The organism is Allobosea sp. 2RAB26, from assembly GCF_052115465.1.
Classification (GTDB): Bacteria; Pseudomonadota; Alphaproteobacteria; order Rhizobiales; family Beijerinckiaceae; genus Allobosea.
The window spans coordinates 1-17,652 of sequence record NZ_JBFRGS010000034.1; the positions used below are offsets into that span (position 1 = coordinate 1).

The 17,652-nt window shown below is 64.7% G+C and carries 18 protein-coding genes; 13 read left to right on the top strand and 5 right to left on the bottom strand.

Annotated elements, in window-relative coordinates; translation table 11 throughout:
* Positions 1-526: 526 nt before the first annotated feature.
* Complete coding sequence (locus AB4118_RS32520; RefSeq protein WP_441493633.1) at positions 527-1,738, top strand: M24 family metallopeptidase; 1,212 nt, start codon at positions 527-529, stop codon at positions 1,736-1,738.
* Positions 1,739-1,932: 194 nt separating this feature from the next.
* On the opposite strand, the gene AB4118_RS32525 is transcribed toward AB4118_RS32520, so the two are convergent.
* Positions 1,933-2,352: an OsmC family protein gene (locus AB4118_RS32525; protein ID WP_441493634.1), complete on the bottom strand. Its 420-nt coding sequence runs from the start codon at positions 2,350-2,352 to the stop codon at positions 1,933-1,935.
* 420 nt (positions 2,353-2,772) lie between these two features.
* Here AB4118_RS32525 and AB4118_RS32530 point away from each other — a divergent pair, with 420 nt between their 5' ends.
* Positions 2,773-4,374 (top strand): ABC transporter substrate-binding protein, encoded by a 1,602-nt coding sequence (locus AB4118_RS32530; protein ID WP_441493635.1) that lies wholly within the window; start codon positions 2,773-2,775, stop codon positions 4,372-4,374.
* A 198-nt stretch (positions 4,375-4,572) separates the two neighbouring features.
* Here the strand turns inward: AB4118_RS32530 and AB4118_RS32535 are convergent, their stop codons facing one another.
* Positions 4,573-4,884, bottom strand: coding sequence for a hypothetical protein (locus AB4118_RS32535; protein ID WP_441493636.1), 312 nt, complete (start codon positions 4,882-4,884; stop codon positions 4,573-4,575).
* A gap of 253 nt (positions 4,885-5,137) precedes the next feature.
* On the opposite strand from AB4118_RS32535, the gene AB4118_RS32540 reads away from it, so the two are divergent.
* Positions 5,138-5,317, top strand: coding sequence for a hypothetical protein (locus AB4118_RS32540; RefSeq protein WP_441493637.1), 180 nt, complete (start codon positions 5,138-5,140; stop codon positions 5,315-5,317).
* Between the two features lie 186 nt (positions 5,318-5,503).
* Here the strand turns inward: AB4118_RS32540 and AB4118_RS32545 are convergent, their stop codons facing one another.
* Both AB4118_RS32545 and AB4118_RS32550 read right to left on the bottom strand, forming a co-directional pair.
* The gene (locus AB4118_RS32545) at positions 5,504-6,418 is read right to left on the bottom strand and encodes an alpha/beta fold hydrolase (RefSeq protein ID WP_441493638.1); all 915 of its coding nucleotides are present in this window, start codon (positions 6,416-6,418) and stop codon (positions 5,504-5,506) included.
* Positions 6,419-6,434: 16 nt separating this feature from the next.
* A complete protein-coding gene (locus AB4118_RS32550) occupies positions 6,435-6,770 on the bottom strand; it encodes a GIY-YIG nuclease family protein (protein ID WP_441493639.1) in 336 nt (111 codons plus the stop codon).
* Positions 6,771-6,890: 120 nt separating this feature from the next.
* On the opposite strand from AB4118_RS32550, the gene AB4118_RS32555 reads away from it, so the two are divergent.
* From AB4118_RS32555 to AB4118_RS32590, 8 genes are all read left to right on the top strand, one after another.
* Positions 6,891-7,541 carry a DUF2239 family protein gene (locus AB4118_RS32555; protein ID WP_441493640.1) on the top strand — a complete coding sequence of 217 codons (651 nt, stop codon included), beginning with the start codon at positions 6,891-6,893 and terminating at the stop codon, positions 7,539-7,541.
* Between the two features lie 527 nt (positions 7,542-8,068).
* Positions 8,069-8,902 carry an IclR family transcriptional regulator gene (locus AB4118_RS32560; protein ID WP_441493641.1) on the top strand — a complete coding sequence of 278 codons (834 nt, stop codon included), beginning with the start codon at positions 8,069-8,071 and terminating at the stop codon, positions 8,900-8,902.
* A 2-nt stretch (positions 8,903-8,904) separates the two neighbouring features.
* Positions 8,905-10,212: an NAD(P)/FAD-dependent oxidoreductase gene (locus AB4118_RS32565; protein WP_441493642.1), complete on the top strand. Its 1,308-nt coding sequence runs from the start codon at positions 8,905-8,907 to the stop codon at positions 10,210-10,212.
* Positions 10,209-11,294 carry an ABC transporter ATP-binding protein gene (locus tag AB4118_RS32570; RefSeq protein ID WP_441493643.1) on the top strand — a complete coding sequence of 362 codons (1,086 nt, stop codon included), beginning with the start codon at positions 10,209-10,211 and terminating at the stop codon, positions 11,292-11,294. Before AB4118_RS32565 ends, AB4118_RS32570 begins: the two co-directional genes overlap by 4 nt.
* Entirely contained in the window at positions 11,291-12,175 is an 885-nt protein-coding gene (locus AB4118_RS32575) for an ABC transporter permease (RefSeq protein WP_441493644.1), read from the top strand. Before AB4118_RS32570 ends, AB4118_RS32575 begins: the two co-directional genes overlap by 4 nt.
* On the top strand, positions 12,172-12,978 hold the full coding sequence (locus AB4118_RS32580) for an ABC transporter permease (RefSeq protein WP_441493645.1): 807 nt from the start codon (positions 12,172-12,174) through the stop codon (positions 12,976-12,978). The genes AB4118_RS32575 and AB4118_RS32580 overlap by 4 nt, the downstream gene beginning before the upstream one ends.
* A gap of 5 nt (positions 12,979-12,983) precedes the next feature.
* Complete coding sequence (locus AB4118_RS32585) at positions 12,984-14,030, top strand: extracellular solute-binding protein (protein WP_441493646.1); 1,047 nt, start codon at positions 12,984-12,986, stop codon at positions 14,028-14,030.
* A gap of 335 nt (positions 14,031-14,365) precedes the next feature.
* Positions 14,366-14,935 carry a hypothetical protein gene (locus AB4118_RS32590; RefSeq protein WP_441493647.1) on the top strand — a complete coding sequence of 190 codons (570 nt, stop codon included), beginning with the start codon at positions 14,366-14,368 and terminating at the stop codon, positions 14,933-14,935.
* A 140-nt stretch (positions 14,936-15,075) separates the two neighbouring features.
* Here AB4118_RS32590 and AB4118_RS32595 read toward each other — a convergent pair whose 3' ends face one another.
* Positions 15,076-15,978: a LysR family transcriptional regulator gene (locus tag AB4118_RS32595; protein ID WP_441493648.1), complete on the bottom strand. Its 903-nt coding sequence runs from the start codon at positions 15,976-15,978 to the stop codon at positions 15,076-15,078.
* Positions 15,979-16,108: 130 nt separating this feature from the next.
* On the opposite strand from AB4118_RS32595, the gene AB4118_RS32600 reads away from it, so the two are divergent.
* Positions 16,109-16,753: an HD domain-containing protein gene (locus tag AB4118_RS32600; RefSeq protein WP_441493649.1), complete on the top strand. Its 645-nt coding sequence runs from the start codon at positions 16,109-16,111 to the stop codon at positions 16,751-16,753.
* Positions 16,754-16,795: 42 nt separating this feature from the next.
* A complete protein-coding gene (locus tag AB4118_RS32605; protein WP_441493650.1) occupies positions 16,796-17,620 on the top strand; it encodes a substrate-binding periplasmic protein in 825 nt (274 codons plus the stop codon).
* The last annotated feature ends 32 nt before the right edge of the window (positions 17,621-17,652 follow it).

The window sequence follows — 17,652 nt, forward strand, 5'->3', positions numbered from 1 at the left end:
CCGGGGCGTTGATCCTGCGCCCAGGCTGGCGATGTCCCGGGGCGTTGATCCTGCGCCCAGGCTGGCGATGTCGCGGCCAGGACCAGGGCCACCGCAAATGCCTTGTCGGTCAGGGTGTGTCGCATCGGTCTGTCCTCCCGTCGGCCAAACGTGGGAGTGCGCCTCATGATCAGGTCGGCGTGACGGATTGTGGGGCTCGGCATCCGCGGGATGACCGCGATCCCACCGGACGAGCCGGCGCCTCATCTCGCTTGCACGCGACGGGCCAAACTTAGCACAGCGCTCGCCCGCCGTGCCACAAATCCGACAGCCCGGAGAGAATGAGCGCGTCATCGATCGATGCGAGGGTCACGCACGCGCTATCGCAACCCGGCGATGCCTTTCGCGTCATTGTCGACGAATAATATGCAAGGCACTATCAACACGCACTGCAGCGGGACGACGGGCCAGGATCTATCGCCCAGCCGTGCCAGCGCGCGCCGGAACAGCATTCCGGGAACCGAACGAACCAAGGGGATGACGACCGATGACGATTGGGGTGGGAGGCTCGAGCTTCGAGGCGGAACTCGCCAGGCTGAATTCGATGACGTCCGGCGTCGAGCCGATCGCGGTCGCCGAGTTCAAGGCCCGCATCGCAAAGGCGCAAGCGCTCCTGCGCGAGCAGGGGCTGCAGGCGCTCTATCTCGATACCTCGGCCAACCTGCACTATTTCACCGGCATCCAGCTCAAGCTCACCGAGCGCCTGCATGGCGCGATCATCCCGGCAGAGGGCGAAATCGTCTATCTCAGCCCGGCCTTCGAGGAGCCGAAGACGCGCGAATACATGCAGTTCGGCGAGGATGTGCGCTGCTGGGAAGAGCATGAGGACCCGACCGCGCTCGTCGTCGAGACGATCCGCAGCCTCGGCTATGAGAGCGGCACCGTCGCACTCGACCCCCATACCCCCTTCTTCATCGCCGACGGATTGCGCAAGGCCGGCAACCGCTACAGCTTCGCCAGCGGCGGTCCGATCGCCGCTTCCTGCCGCCAGGTGAAATCGGCAGCCGAGATCGCCCTGATCCAGCGTGCCATGGACATCACCATGGAGGTTCACCGGGCTGCGGCGCGGGTGCTGCGCGTCGGCCTGACGACGACGGAGCTGGTCGAATTCCTCGACCGCGCCCATCGCAAGCTCGGGCTGAGCTCGACCTTCGGCGCCGCGCAGTTCGGCGAAGCCACCGCCTATCCGCACGGCGTCCCCTATCCGCAGACGCTGGCGGACGGCGACATGGTGCTCATCGACACGGGGACCAGGCTCGGCGGCTATCACTCCGACATCACCCGAACCTATGTCTTCGGTGAGCCGACAGAGCGTCAGCGCGAGATCTGGAACCTGGAGAAGCGCGCACAGCTCGCCGGGTTCGGGGCGGCCGTGCTCGGCGCGCCCTGCGAGGCCGTCGACCAGGCTGCGCGCGGCGTGATCGAGGCCGCAGGCTTCGGCCCCGGCTACAAGGTGCCGGGCCTGCCCCATCGCACCGGCCACGGTCTCGGCCTCGAGATCCACGAGGAGCCTTTCATGGTCAAGGGCAGCCGGACGCCGCTGGCGGCGGGGATGTGCTTCTCGGTCGAGCCGATGATGTGCATCTACGGCGAATTCGGCGTTCGCCTCGAGGACATCGCCTATATGGCGGAAGGCGGTGCGCGCTGGTTCACGCAGCCGGCCCATAGCGTCGACGATCCCTTGGGCTACGAAGCCTGAGCCTCTCGCGGCAAGGCAAGTCGCAGCAAGGGACGCGCCTGCGCTCCTGCGACCCAGGGTTCAGCCTGGGTTGCAGAGGCAGAAGAAGAAGAGCCTGCCCACCGGGCGGGCGAATGTCGATAAATCCTGGCGAGCGGGACCCAGGCCCTCGACACCAGCCGAAGCATCGGCCCGCCTGCGAATATGTGGGCCGCTCAGGGCAGCGCGGCGATTGCGGCGGTCACCTCGCCGCCGCCGCGGCGCAAGGTGTTGAAGATCGGGCATTGATTGAGAAGGTGCCCGAGCAGTTTTGGCGCTTCAGCCGCAGACACCCCCGTGACCGAAATGGCGACATGGATCGCCGAGAAGCGCGTCTCGTCCTGCTCGTCGCGCGTCGCATCCACCGCTGCGGAGATCGCCTGGAAGGCGATGCCATGCTCCAGCGCATCACTTTCGGCACTGGCGAGAGCGCAGGACCCCAAGGCCGCGACCAAAAGCTCGATCGGCCCCGGCGCGATCGAAGGGATCTGCCGGACCATGGCTGAATCGGACAGCAGCACCTTGCCGTGCCCCTCGATCACATAGCGACCGGGCGCCCCGGAGGTGGAGGCCGTGACGCTGTATCGTCCGCTCATCGCTTGGTGTCCTGCTGTTCGACTGGGCTGGACGGGCACACTAGCCGCCAAGCTTTGATGCATAAGAGTTTGCGACGTCGAATTTTGAAAAAAGAAATAACTTTCAGAACGGCAGCTACCTAGGGATTTAATTTCTGGACACGACCGCATAATCGCCAATTCAATTTCGTTGACGTTCGATCATTCCGCTCGATATCATTCAACATGATCGCGATCGACCTCCTATAGAAGCAAGTCTATCTCGATTACGTTCGATCACTAGCTAGAACTATTCTATTACCTGACCACAAATCTATCGCGACGCCGCGTCGCGACAGATACCCCCTTCCCCACCACCGCCCTCCTGCCGACGTCTCGGAACTCTTCCGAGCGCGTCCGCATGGCCAGATATCGGCCGCCCCAGGCTCCAAGAACGGTTCCATGATGAAGAAGCGCTTTTCCCTTTCGCTCGCCGCCCTGGCTTTCGGCACGGCTCTCTCGCTAGCCGCCTCGGGCTTCGCGCAAACCCTGACGATCGGCGTTCGCGCCGGCCCGGAATCGGTCGATCCGCATTTCACCTCGACGGGGACGCATGCCGAGACCTTGAAGCATGTCTTCGACACCTTGGTCTGGGCGGGCGACGAGCTCCAGCTCGAGCCCCGGCTTGCGCTGAGCTGGAAACCGGTTGGGGAAACCGCCTGGGAATTCAAGCTGCGCCAGGGCGTCGTCTTCCATGACGGCAGCGCCTTCACGGCCGAGGACGTCAAGTTCTCGATCGAGCGCTCGCGCCAGATCAAGGGACCGAGCCCCGTCTCCGTCTATGTCCGCCGCGTCAAGGACGTGACGATCATCGATCCCTATACGCTGCGGGTCGAGACCGACGGCCCGGCGCCGACGCTGCCCAACGACTTCGTGCGCCTCTTCATCGTTTCGTCCAAGGCCGCCAAGGAGCTGCTGACTGCGGAGGCGGCGAATCCCGCCTTCAACTCCGGCAAGGCCGCGATCGGGACCGGGCCCTACAAATTCGTCTCGTGGACGCCGCGCTCCGAGCTGGTCCTGGAGCGGTTTGACGGTTTCTGGGGCGAGAAGGAGCCCTGGCAGCGCGTGGTGCGCAAGGAGATTCCAAACGATGCCTCGCGGGTCGCGCAACTCAAGGCGGGCCAGGTCGACCTGATCGCCCGTGCGCCCCTCTCGGACGTGACCTCGCTTGGCCGCGATCCCAAGCTCGCCGTGACAAAGACGGACACGATCTATCTGTTCAATGTCGACTTCGATTTCCGCGAGAAGAGCCCTCAGGTCTTCGCCAGGGATGGCTCGCCCTTGCCGAAGAACCCCTTCCTCGATCCGCGCGTCCGGGAAGCCTTCGATCTCGCGATCGATCGCCAGGCCCTGGCCGAGATCGCCATGGAAGGTTTTGGCAAACCCGTCGGCCAGCTCGTGACACCCAATATCTTCGGGTTCAATCGCGATCTGCCGATCACCAGGCCCGATGCCGCACGCGCAAGGCAGCTGCTCGGAGAGGCCGGGTTTCCCAACGGCTTCAGGGTGACGCTGAGCTTCACCACCGACCGTCTGCCGGGTGACAAGGAGGTCGGCGCTGCCGTCGTCCAGATGCTCGCCAGGGTCGGCATCGATGCCGTCTCCAATGGGCAGCCGACGACGATCCTGTTCCCGGCACGGCAGCGCGGCGAATATTCGCTGACCCTCTACGGCTGGAGCACCTCCACGGGGGAAGCGCACTACACGCTGGCGGCCCTGACCCACACCGCCGATATCGCGCGCGGACTGGGCGGCTACAATGTCACCGGATACAGCAATGCCGAACTGGACAGGCTGATCGACGCCGCCGGGGTCGAACTCGACGAGGCGAAGCGGCGCAACCTGCTCGAGCAGGCCGGAGCGCTGATCGGCAAGGACCGGCCGCGCCTGCCGCTGGTGCTGATCGGCACGGCATGGGCCTCGCAGAAGGCCAAGGTGACGATCAAGCCGCGCGTCGACGAAGACACGCTGGCGATGAATATCCGCCCGAGCAGGACGAACTGATGCGCTGACATCGGCGACGGCCATTCGACACCCGGGCGGCCGGCCCTGCAACGGGCCGCCCGGGCTCTTACGTCGACGCAGCGTCGACCTGTGGCGACGGCTCCGCGCCTCTTTTGAGCTCTCCCGCGTCGCGTGGACGCCTGGGTCTCAAGCGCTGAGGCCGCTCCACTGGGGACTTCCAGTCATCAGCCGGGACTTCTAGTCATCACGGTTGTCGGAGCATGTGTAGCCGACAAAGCACGATCTCGAATTCTGGGTCCTGACCCAGGCGGGCGTGAGATACATGTCCTCCGCACAGAACGCGGAATCCTTGACGTAGCGATTGAAGATGTTGGGGCCCGAGTTGAGAATGGCGGAGCCCTTCGACTGGACCAGGGCTTTGGCCTCGGCACACTGCATTGTCCGTAGGTTTGGGCCCTCCTGCGCAAGTGCCATCGTGGCAAGAAGCGTTGTGCCCAGCGCAAGGGTGAGGGTCTTGGCGCAGCGGCTGGCAGTGACAGGTGGCTTCATGGCTGTTTGCTCCCTATCGCGTCGTGAGAAACGTCGTAGTCGCCTCCTGTGGGCGGACGCCTGCATTGACGGGGCAATGCCGGCGCCGAAGCGTCGTCATCTGGTGCATCTTCGCGCACCACGCCGGCAGCAGGCTCGCATGACCTGCGGTGGTACCCTTACGTTGACACCCGTTTCGGGTGTCGGGCTACTCACGCATCGGTGAGGTTCGCAATCCCCGCGTGTTATCTCCGATCGCGCAAACGGCGTGAGGGTGACGGCGCGCCTGCAACTCGCGCTGATCGGCGCCGCATCGGCCTCTCAGAAGGCCAAGGTGACGATCCGGCCGCGCGTCGACGATGGCGGAGAAGGCTATCCTCGACGGCACCTGGAAGCCTCCGATTATCGCGAAAGTGAAGTGAACGGAAAATCCGGCCAGTCACCGCAAGCTTGAGTTCAGAAAGTAATCATCTGGCCGATTGCGATCCGTGCGATGGCAGGCCGGAGCTACCTTCAATTTCTCATGTCCGCCTTTGGCTCCCAGCCAAATCTCAGCTTTCCACCCATATGTGCCATTGGAGCAGGGAGGTGGCTCTCCGGGAAGCGGACGCCGAACTCACTTGCGGCCAGAGGTGCCTTCCTATGCTCCGAAAATCGACGGCCGCGAACGGCGGGCGGTTCGGTCGATGGCGTGCGCCACGGTACTGAAGAGCTGCGCGGGCAGATCGTGTCCCATCCCATCGATCAGCATCATCTCCGCATCCGGGATTGACGCTGCGGTATCCTGACCGCAGCCGGGGTGAACGAGAGGATCGTTCGTCCCGTGAATGACGAGGGTCGGCGCCTTGATCGTAGCCAGTTGTGACCGACGGTCACCGGCCAGCGCAATTGCCACAAATTGGCGCCCGAACCCGCCTGGTACACGACCTCGCCGAACCTCCTCCCCGAGGAGCGCACGGCAAGCCTCTTCGTCGAACGAATAAGCGGTGCCAGCGACGCGCCGGGCGAAGGCGACGCCGTGATCAAGGAAGCCCGCCTCGTCCAAGACTGGATCGGGTGCGGGCCGCATCATCATCGTCATGGCGTCCGGTTCTGCCGACGGCAGGGCCGGGTTTCCCGTCGCCGACATGATCGAGGTGAGCGACAGAACACGGGACGGGTACTCGCTCGCCATCATCTGAGCGATCATCCCGCCCATCGAGCGCCCAACAACATGGGCCTGCGGGATGGAGAGGGCATCAAGCAGGCCGATTGCATCCGCGGCCATGTCGGCAAGTGTGTAGGTCACAGGTGGCCGCTGTCCCGCCATGAGGAGAGACACCAACGTTCCGACATCTACGGTTCCATGCTGGGCGAAGGAGGTTGAACGCCCGGCATCCCGATTGTCGAACCGGATGACGCGATAACCCAGCGCGGCCAGTTCCCCGCAAAAGGGATCAGCCCAGCGGATCATCTGCGTCCCCAGTCCGGAGATGAGCAGGATGGCCTCCGCCGCTTCCTCACCGAAGCTGTCATAGGCCAGGGTGATGCCGTTACTGTTCAGGTTCTTCATCATCGTCCGCTTCCAGCCGTCAAATCCGGGTAGCCTGTAGTTTGTCTGCCCAGTGCGTGAGGCGCTCTTGCAGCAGGCGAGCGCGAACATAGTCGCTCTCTTCTTCCTCAAGACGCTCGATGATCTCGAAGGTGAATGCCTCCGTCCCTTCGGCGCGCCACGCGTCCTGGAGGGAACGATGCGTGTTATTTCCGAGCTGCAGGGTGAACCAAAGCCGGTTCTGGATCGTGGACAAGTCAGGAGCTTGTCCCACCCAGACCGCACCGGTGGGTATGCAGCGAACGGCGTAGATGCCGGTCACGATCTCTCGTTTCCGATAGGCCGCTACGGCTGCCTTCCGATCTTCGCGTTTCATGACGTGAGCGCCTCCTGACGGCGGCGACAGCTAGCCGAAGCAGTTTGAGAAAGCAATATTACCCGGATAATATTGACGTGTGCCTTTTTGGCCGGGTAATAACTCGCAGTGGAGGATCCTATGTCCGATTACCTGTCCAAGTTGTGCACCGCTTTCGTCGGCACGGAGCAGCTAGCGGCTGGATCTCTGATTGACGTGGCCTTGGCGATCAAGGCCGCTGAAGGCGACCGCGCTGACGCGTCCATTCTCGTCTTCGACGATGCTACGGGCTCCGTCGTGGATCTCGACCTGCGAGGCACGACCGCCGAAGTCGTGGTCCGTCTCAGCGAGCGGGGGAAGCGAGAGACAGCGGCGGCCAGGACGCAAACGGCTTCGGACACCGATGCAGAGCCTCGCGGGCGTGGGCGGCCGAAACTAGGCGTCGTCGCCCGAGAGGTCACACTGCTTCCCCGACACTGGGAATGGCTCTCCGCGCAGCCCGGCGGGACGTCACAGGTTTTACGGCGCCTCGTAGACGCGGCTCGCCGATCCGATGGCGGCCAGACCCAAGCCAAGGCCGCGCGCGAAGCCGCCTACCGCTTTCTCAACGCATTGGCCGGTGACCTTCCTGGCTTCGAGGATACTATCCGGTCCTTGTTCGCGGGCGAGGATCGGGACTTTGCCGACCGCATGAACGCTTGGCCGCCGGACGTAAGACGCCATGCTTTGAAGCTGGCGACTGGATCATGTCCGCCTCGCGCCCCTCAGGAGCCGGATCCAACAATCCGCTAACCACCCTCCTGCGACCTTCGGAACGTCAGCCGCATAGTCCCTGGCGTCCTTCCGCCAGCCGGAAGGACGATCGTGGCCGGTTACCAGACGTCAGATTCTATCCACCAGATCATCGGACCGGATATCGTATCCGGTCCGATGATCTAACCTTCTGTGTTTGCATCGGCTTTTCCGAAAACCGCAATCCACTTTTCGGGCCGATGCCTTAGCGATGACGATCCGGCCGCGCGGGACGATCTGATGCGCTGAGATCGCGACGACCGCGAGCCGGCCTCTCCTTGTGAACGCGGCAAGGGCTTGGTCAGGCTGGAAACAAAGCGAACCGGCCTTGCGGCGCCGGACGCCCGTCGATCGCGTCCGGACTCATCCGGCGGTTGCCTCAGGGGCAGCCGCCCCCGGGGGCAACCGCCCTTTCCGGGGATCACACGGCCCACCACGGCGGAACTCTCTGTCTAAAACAAAATACTAAAAATCTTATTGCGATATTCATGTGCGCGAATAAGCTCGGGGAAACGAGGGAGAGCGCGATGAGAGATGAGCAGGATGCCGCAGAGGCACCTGAGCGTTCCGAAAGCGAAGAGGACAATCGGGCGCGCATGCTTGCCAGCCCCATGTTCGTCGGCTCGTTGCAGCGCGGCTTCGCGGTGCTGGAAGCCTTCACTCCCGATCAGCGCGAGATGGGCATCACCGAGATCGCAGCCGCGACCGGCCTCGACAAAAGCGCAGCGCAGCGCTTCACGTTCTCGCTCTATGCGCTCGGTTATCTCGAGAGGAATCCGGCGACCCGCAAATACAGTCTGTCGCGGCGCGCGCTCGGGTTCGCCTATGCCTATCTGCGCAGCGATCCGCTGGTCGAGGTGGCGACCCCCTATCTCGCCGACCTCCGCCAGAACTGTCAGCAGCGGGTCGATCTCAGCGTTCTCGACGGCACCGACATTCTTTACGTCGTGCGTCTGCAAAGCCAGCGGGAGGCGTTCGGCGCAACCTTGGTCGGCCGCCGCATCCCCGCCTTCTGCGCGTCCGGCGGCCGGGCCATGCTGTCGCGCCTGTCGGAGGCGGAAGCCCTGGCCCTGGTCGAACGCAGCAACCGCAGGCAGTTGACCCCCTATACCGTCACCGATGTCGATCAGATCATGGCGGCGATCGACCGCGCCCGGATGGATGGGTTCGCGATCTCCGTGCAGGAAACCCTGGTTGGCGAGATCGTGGTCTCGGCACCCGTGGTCGATATGCGCGGCTTGCCGCGGGCTGCGGTTCACATCGCCATGTCCTATGCCGAATTCGACCAGAGCACGGTGCGCGAGCGGTTCGCACCGCTGGCTGTCGCGACCGCGCGCCTGATCGCCGGTGGTGGCTACTAGCGATGAGCGGCTACCCACCCACTCATTACGCGGCGACGCGAACCGACGACGCGCGCTGGCCGGGGCTGGACGGAGATCACGAGACTGAGACCTGCATTGTCGGCGGTGGCCTTGCCGGCGTCGCAGCCGCGCTGGCGCTGGCCGAGCGCGGGCGGTCCGTCATCCTGCTGGAGGCGCACCGCATCGGCTGGGGCGCATCGGGACGCAATGGCGGTCTTGCCACGCGCGGCTATCCGATTGCGATGCCGGCTTTGGCCGATCGCGTCGGCATCGACGAAGCCAGGGCGCTCTGGCGGCTGAGCAGCGAGGCGCTCGCCATCGTTCGTCGCCGGGCCGAAGCGCTGGGTCCGACGGTGCTCGTCGGCCACGGCGCCCTGCGGTGCCGGATGGCGGAACACCCGGACAGCCTGGGCTCCTATGTCTCAGCCATGAACGAGCGCTTCAATGCGGGCCTCGTTCATCTGCCGGCGGCCCAGCTCGGCGCGATGCTCGCGACCGATCGCTATGCCGACGGGTATCTCAATCCCTCGTCGCTTCAGCTGCATCCGCTGAATCTGGCGCGTGGCATGGCAACCACTGCGGCGCAGCACGGTGCACACCTGCACGAAGGCGCCGCCGTCGTCTCGCTGAAGCGCCGGGGCACGGCCTGGACTGTCGCGACGAAGGCCGGCGCCGTCTCCGCCCGTCATGTCGTGCTTGCCGGTGGTGCGCATCTCGGCCTGCTCCACAGGCGCCTGGGACTTGCGACGGTTCCGGTCGCGAGTTTCGTGATGACGACGGAGCCCGCACCCGAGCGCATCAGGCAGGCGATCGCGACCGACGCCGCCGTCTCGGATACGCGCGTCGCCACTGATTATTATCGCGTCCTGCCCGACGGACGGCTGCTCTGGGGCGGGCGGGCGAGCGCGCTTGAACCCAACGCGGCGCGGCTGGCGCGGCTGCTGCGTGGCGACATGGCGCGGATCTATCCGCAACTCGCCGATCTGAAGGTCGAGATGGCGTGGGGCGGCCTGATGCCGATCGCCCGGCACCGCATGCCGGTGATCGGCCCCCTGGAACAAGGACTATGGGCTGCCGCCTGTTTTGGCGGCCTGGGCCTGGTGAACACCACGCTCGCCGGCGAGCTGATCGCCGGCGCCATCGCCGACGGTGACGACCGCCACCGGCATTTCGCGCCATTCGGGCTGCCTTTCGCTGCAGGCTCGGCTGGCCGGGCCGCATTCCAGTTCATCTATTGGCGCCATCAGCTCGGCGACCAGTTCCAGCAGATGCGGCGGCGAGCATCGCGGCCGGCAAAGGAAACCCCATGACCGATGCAGCCGTCGCCATCTCGTCGGTACGCAAGACCTTCGCCGGCGCCAGTCAGCCTGCGCTGGGCGGCGTCTCGCTCGATATCCTGAAGAACGAGTTCTTCACACTTCTGGGCCCGTCGGGCTGCGGCAAGACAACCCTGCTGCGCATGATCGCCGGTTTCGAAAATCCGGATTCGGGCGCGATCCTGCTCGATGGCACCGCAATGGAGCGAACGCCGCCGAACCGCCGGCCGGTCAATACGGTCTTCCAGAGCTACGCCCTGTTTCCCCATATGAGCGTGGCGCAGAACATCGCCTTCGCGCTCGAGATGCTCGGCCGGCCGCGCGAGGCCATTCGGGCGCGCGTTGCCGAGATGATGCGCCTGCTGCGCCTCGACGGGCTTGGCGACCGCCGGCCCGCCCAGCTCTCGGGCGGACAGCAGCAGCGTGTCGCCCTCGGGCGGGCGCTGGCGCCTGAACCGAAAGTGCTGCTGCTGGACGAGCCGCTGTCGGCGCTCGACCTCAAGCTGCGCAAGGAGATGCAGATCGAGCTCAAGCGGCTTCAGACCGAAACCGGCATCACCTTCGTCTTCGTCACCCATGACCAGGAGGAAGCGCTGACGATGTCCGACCGCGTCGCCGTGATGCGCGGCGGCGCCGTCATGCAGATCGGGCGACCAGCCGATATCTACGAGCGCCCGGCCAATCTCTTCGTTGCCGAGTTCATTGGCGAGGCCAATCTCCTGCCTGCGATCTGCGTCGATCGAAGCGGGGATGGCGGGAGCTTCCGCCTGGCTGGCGCGTCAGACGATGATGGCCCGATCGCCGTCGCCGATGCCGGCCTCCTTGCGCCGGGCGAGAAGGCGATGCTCGTCGTGCGCCCCGAACGCGTCGCCGTCGTGCCGGCGCAGACAACGCGCTTGCGCGGTCAGGCCCGCCAGGCCGTCTATCGTGGCAGCGATCTGATGCTGCATGCATCCCTGCCGGGCGGGGCCCTGTTGCGGGCCCGCCTGCCGGGAGATGCCGATGTCACGGCCCTGATCGGGCAGGTCAGCGGCTTTGCCTTTCCGAGCGATGCCGTCAGGGCCTTTGCGGCATGAACGAGCTCCGCTCCCGCGATATCGCCCTCACCGCGCCGGCCGCGCTGTTCCTCGTGGCCTTCATGGTCGCGCCGCTTCTGCTGATGGTCTACGTCTCGACGCTGGAGCGCGCACCCTTCGGCGGCGTGCTCTGGGGCAGCCATACCGCTGTCGCCTACGAGAAATTGCTGCTCGAGCGCGATCTGCTCGGCGCGCTCTCCTTCAACAGCGACTATATCGCGATCTTCGGCCGCTCATTCCGTCTCGCGGCGATCACCACGGTGCTGACGCTCGCCATCGGCCTGCCGACCGCGCTCTACATGACCACGCTGTCGCCGCGCCGCGCCGCCATCATCCTGTTTCTGGTGACGGTGCCGTTTTGGACCAATCTCCTGGTACGCAACTTCGCCTGGATCCTGATCCTGCGGAATGGCGGCCAGCTCGACAGCCTGCTGCTATGGCTCGGGATCACGAGCCAGCCGCTCGACATCCTCTACACGCCATGGGCCACCGGGATCGGCCTGACCTACTCGTTCCTGCCCTTCATGATCCTGCCCGTCTATGTGGCGCTGGAGCGGATCGATCGGCGGCTGATCGAAGCGGCCTTCGATCTCGGCGCCGACCGGATCCGCGTCCTCACGCGCGTCGTGCTGCCCTTGGCGATGCCGGGCATCGTCGCGGGCGCGGTTCTCGTCTTCGTGCCCTGTCTCGGCGCCTATGTCAGCCCGGAGCTGCTGGGCGGCGGCAAGTCGCTGATGATCGGCAATCTCGTGCAGGCCCAGTTCGGCGCCTCGCGCAACTGGCCGTTCGGAGCGGCGCTGGCGCTGGTGCTCGTGCTCATCCTGCTCTTGTCGCTGGCGCTGCTTGCGCTGGTGCGGCGGCGTGCGGAGCGCCTGTCATGATGCGCGACCAGAACCTGCTGCGCATTCCCGGCGCCAGCGTCATCGCCGGGCTGGCGCTCGTCTTCCTGTATCTACCGATCGTGACGCTCGTCGCCTTGTCGTTCAACGCCAGCGATCTGACGACGATCTGGACCGGGTTCAGCGTCAGATGGTACGCGGCGGTCTTCGACAATGGCGACATGCTGCGCGCGGCCAAGAACTCGCTGATCACGGCGAGCATTGCCACGGTGCTGGCGACGGCAGCGGCGACCGCCGCAACGCTTGGCGTCGCGCGCACGCGCTCGGCCTATCGCGGTGTCGTCGAAGGCTTGCTCGGACTGCCGCTGCTGGTCCCTGAAATCGTCACGGCGGTGGCGCTGCTACTGCTCTTCGTGCTGATCGGGGCGCCGCTCGGCCTGCTCTCGGTCATCCTTGCGCACACCGTGTTCTGCATCCCCTTCGCCTATTATCCGATCCGCTCTCGCCTTGCGGGCCTCGACCCCGCTCTGATCGAGGCCGCGAGCGATCTTTACGCCTCGGCATGGCAGCGGTTCCTGCGCATCGAACTGCCGCTGCTCGGCCCCGGCATTCTCGCCGGCGCACTGCTCGCCTTCATCAGCTCGCTGGGTGATTTCGTCATCACCTATTTCGTCGCCGGCCCCGGCGCCACGACGCTGCCCGTCTATATCTTCGGCATGATCCGCATCGGCGTCACGCCCGAAGTCAACGCACTCTCGGCGATCCTGCTTCTCACCTCGATCGCCGTGATCGGCGTCGCCTTCCTGCTCGGACGGCGGCCCGCCAGTCAACACAAGGGAGGATAAGCGTCTTGAAACACTATTTCCGTCTTGCGGTGGCGGCCCTGGCGCTCGCCAGCGCACCAGGTATCGCGCTGGCCCAGTCCAAGCAGCTGCTGCTGTACAGCTGGGCGAATTATGTGCCGCCGGATCTGCTCAAGCGCTTCGAAGCCGAGACCGGCGTCAAGGTCAGCGTCGACGTCTATGACAGCAACGACACCATGCTGGCCAAGCTGCAGGCGGGCGGCGGCGGCTACGACATCGTCGTGCCGACCAACTCCGTGCTCGCCACCATGATCCGCTCCAACCTGCTGCAGAAGATCGATGCGGCGAAGCTCGCGAATTTTGGGAATGTGAAGGCGCCGCATGATCGCCCCGATGCCGATCCGGGCCGCGAATATTCCGTTCCCTATCTCTGGGGCTCGACCGGCTTCACCTATGATTCCGCCAAGGTTCCCGGCGGCAAGCTGGCGGAGAGCTGGAAGGAATTCTTCGAACCGCGCCCCGACCTCGTCGGCAAGATCGCCGCGCTGAATGATCAGGGCGAAATGTTCAGCGCCGCGGCGATCTATCTCGGCCTCGATACCTGCACCGAGAACCCCGCCGATGCGCAGCGCATCCTGGAGCTTCTGGCGAAGCAGAAGCCGAGCGTGAAGATCTATTCCTCGACCGGCACGATCGATCGTGTCGCAGCCGGTGAGGTCGCGCTGCATCAGCAGTGGAATGGCGCCTCGCACCGCGCCAGGGCCAAATTGCCGACTGCGGTCTTCGTCTATCCGACCGAGGGGATGAACCTGTGGGGCGACAATTTCGCCGTGCCGAAGGGCGCTGCGAACCCGGAGAACGCCAAGCTGTTCCTGAACTGGATGATGGACCCCCGGAACGCCGCCGAAGCCTCGAATTTCAGCGGCTACAACAACGCCATCAAAGGTTCGGATGCGTTCATGACAGCCGAGCTGCGCGACAATCCCGCCATCAACCCGCCCGAAGCGTTGATGACGCGTTTCCGGCCGGTGAAGGATTGCTCACTCAAGGCGCGCGAGCTGCGCGACGGCGTCTGGACGCGCCTGCGCCGCTGACAGAGGACGGAGAGGCGTGCCGAAGGCCGCCTCTCCGCTTTCTTCGCTCCCACCAGGCTCGCCACCGAACAGCCTCGGGATTCCGCGCCCCCCGCCGACGAGGCGTCGCTCGTGCCCTGCGTCGCGCAGCTGACCGCTGAGGCTACGTCTCATCGCGCCCAGGCAGGTTGTTGCTCGAGCCCCTATTGTGTTGCGGCCGAACTTGGCCTTTTCTTCCTGAAGCTCGCCCAGTCATCCATTCCTACCTTCCATAATCTGCCGATCGAATCCGGAGGCCGGCAAAAGGTCTCAAACCGGATTGCCTTTGAAAGTGGAGAAGCCCGATGTTGAAGCAAATGAGCTTGGTCCTTGCAGTCTCGCTGGCGGTGGGGGTTGCGGGCTGCGCGACCGGTCCGACCGTGACAAGCCAGACAGTCATCGTCGCCGGCGTCGGCCCGGTGGAAGTCGAGCAGCTTGATGTCGAGGTTGCCGAGGTGAATCCCGCCGAGCGCATGGTGATCGTCCGGCAGGGCCGCCAGACCTGGCCCGTCGCGGTGCCGTCCGTGTTCGGCGATCTGCAGAATATCAACGCCGGTGACAACGTCCGGATCCGACGCGTCGAGGGCGTGATCCTTGGTGCCAAGCGCGCTCGCAAGGGCGCCAAGCCGACGATCGTCTATACCGAGGCGGTCAGCAGCCCGAGCTTCCAGAACCTGCCGGACAAGTTCATCGTGCGGACACTGACCGTAACCGCGAGGTTCGAGAGCTTCGATCCGGCGACAGGCGTCGTGAACTATGTCGGGCCGCTTGGACCGCGGACGCGTGAAGTCACGGATCCCGGCATTCAAGACGGAATCAGGCGCCTGAGGCGTGGCGATATGGTGGAGCTTACCTTCGCTGAAGGCTTCCACTTCCAGAAGAACTGAGCCCGTCGGCTCACCGCCGCATGTGAATGGATACGCCGGATCACGCTGCGTTTGGACGAAACCGTCCCAGCGCAGCGTGATCGACTCTCATCGCTGAGGGCATGCTGAATGCGAAAAACCGTCACCACAGGGCGACGGCGTCAATTGCGCAGGAAGTTCAGCGTCTCGATCGCGGACCGCGCCGCCGCAAGCACCGCGTCCAGGAGCCGGTTCTGCTCCGCAAATCGATAGATGCAATACAGCCGGGACGGCGTGGGTTGCCTGCTCGGCAGGAGTGACAGGATCGCTCCGTTCCGCAGGTAGGGTTCGATCAGCGGCGTCGGCAGCAGACTGACGCCGTGACCCTGGCGAACGAGTTCCGTCGCCAGCGTCACGCTCGTGCAACGGCAGATCTTCTCCGGTTCAATCCCGTCTTCGCGAAACCAGTCGATGATCTGGCGGTACATCGGCGACGGGTGCGGGTTGGTGATGACGATCTGGGAGGCGAGCAATTGCGGCGTGATCTGCCGTGGGAGTTCGAGCTCCGGCGCTGCGGCCCAGGTCACGTCCTGGATGCCGAGCGGAATGACCGCGAGCTTGGGATCGCCGACGGGATTGATGACGAATGCCAGGTCCAGGCGGCGCTCCACCACCTGATGCTCGAGTTCCGCGCTCGTTCCCACCGCGATGTCGAGTTGCACGCCCGGCAGATCGCGGGCGAGCAGCTTCATCCAGCCCGACAGGCAGATATGCGCAAAGGTTTCGGACAATCCGACGCGGACCACGCCGCCCGTGCTTTGCGCCTCCCCCGTGATGAGTTCGCGAATGCCCGTCAGTTCCTGGACCAGCGCCGCCGCGCGCGGCAGGAGCGCTTCGCCGGCGAAGGTCAGGACCAGCCGCCGCCCGCCTCGTTCGAAGAGCGTTCGCTGGAACTGCGCTTCAAGCTCCTGAAGGCGCAGCGAGATGGTCGGCTGCGCGAGATTCAGATGCTGCGCGGCCTCCTTCACCGAGCCCAGCCGGGCAATCCAGAAGAACGTCTCGAGCTGCGCCGTCGTCGGTCGCATGGGCTGATCCTCGCGCGGGCCTCACATTGCATTATGCAATGATGTGATATCCGAAAATCAAATTTTACGATGCGTTCTTTGCCATCTAGCTTCCCCTGCAACGGAGCTTTCGGCCACGGAAGGGCAGCGCATGGATCGGTTACGCAAGAGCATTCTGGAGGATCTGCCCGAGATCGAGTGGATCAGCGATCCGACGCTGCGGCAGGGGGCCATCGACGCCTGGGCACTGGCGCTGGAGAAGTCGAGCTTCTCGCGCATCAGCGAGATCCCGGGAGAGGCCAATCCCGGCATCATGGTGATGCGGCGCGGCGGCCAGAATTTCCATCTCAGCGGCGTGACCCGGCTCGCGCTGGCCTCGGTCGACTATTTCGCCGAAATCTATCCTGAGGCGGTCATCGACCGGGACGTCGTCATTTGCGGCGGCCTCTGTCACGATGTCGGCAAGGCCTGGGAATGCGACCCCGAGAACCAGGCGCGGTGGAAGGCCGATGCCAGCCTGGTCGGGCGGCCATCGCTTCGCCATCCGGTCTATGGTGCCTATATCTGCCTGACGGTCGGCCTGCCGGAATCGATCGCCCACATCGCCGCCTGCCATTCGCCCGAGGGCGACAACGTCAAGCGCAGCCTCGAATGCATCGTCGTGCACGAGGCCGATGTCGCATGGTGGAAAATCAGCGCCGCCTCCGGTCTCACGCAGGACGGCACGATTCCCGATCACTTCGCCAGGATGTTCGAGCCTCGCAAGGCGCGGGACATGCCACGAGCGGCCGAATGAAGCGCTTCTGACTAAAGAACAACCAAAAGAGGGGATAAGTCGATGATCGGTTTCAGGTTTCTGAAAGGCGCCGTGCTCGCCGCCGGCGTGCTCGCGCTGGCATTGCCAGCCGCGGCGCAACCCAAGGAGGGCGTGCTCGCCAAGGTCAAGCGCGAGGGCGTGCTCAAGGTCTGCTACGCGCAGGTCACGCCGGACAGCTACAAGGATCCGCGCAACGGCCAATGGACCGGCGTCTTCGTCGATCTCGTCAATGAGCTGGCGAGCTGGATGAAGGTCAAGGTCGAACCGGTCGAGGTTCAGTTCGGCATGGCTCCGCTTTCGCTCAACCGCGGCGATTGCGACCTGTTCGGCGCGAGCCTGCTCTACAACGCCCCGCGTGCGCTCGAGATCAACTTCGTGCGGCCCTTCGCCGCCAAGGGCATCAACGGCGTGGTCAGCACGGAGAAGGCCGCCAGGTTCAAGAAGGTCGAGGACCTGAACGATCCCTCCGTGACGATCGCCGTCGTCGCCGGCAGCCGCGATCATGAAGTGTCGCAGCGCATCTTCCCCAAGGCGAAGCTCCTGGCGCTGCAGGTCAACACGGATCTCGCGGCCTTTGACTCCGTTCGCCGCGGCGACGCCGATATCGCGCTCGCCAACGGCATCACCATTCGCTGGTGGACGAAGGTGCAGGGCAATGGATGGGCGGCGCCCGCCTTCGAGGGCGATTTCAGCACGCAGCAGAATGTTTGGGCAATCCGCTACGGAGACTCCGACTGGAAGGATTTCCTCGATTCCTTCGCAGCCTGGATCGTCGCCAATAACCGCGCCGCCGAGCTGTACGATTCCTATCTGTCGCGGACCTCGCTCTTCGACACCAAGAAGTAATTCTGCCCGAGCCTGAGAAAGAGAGAGCAGCG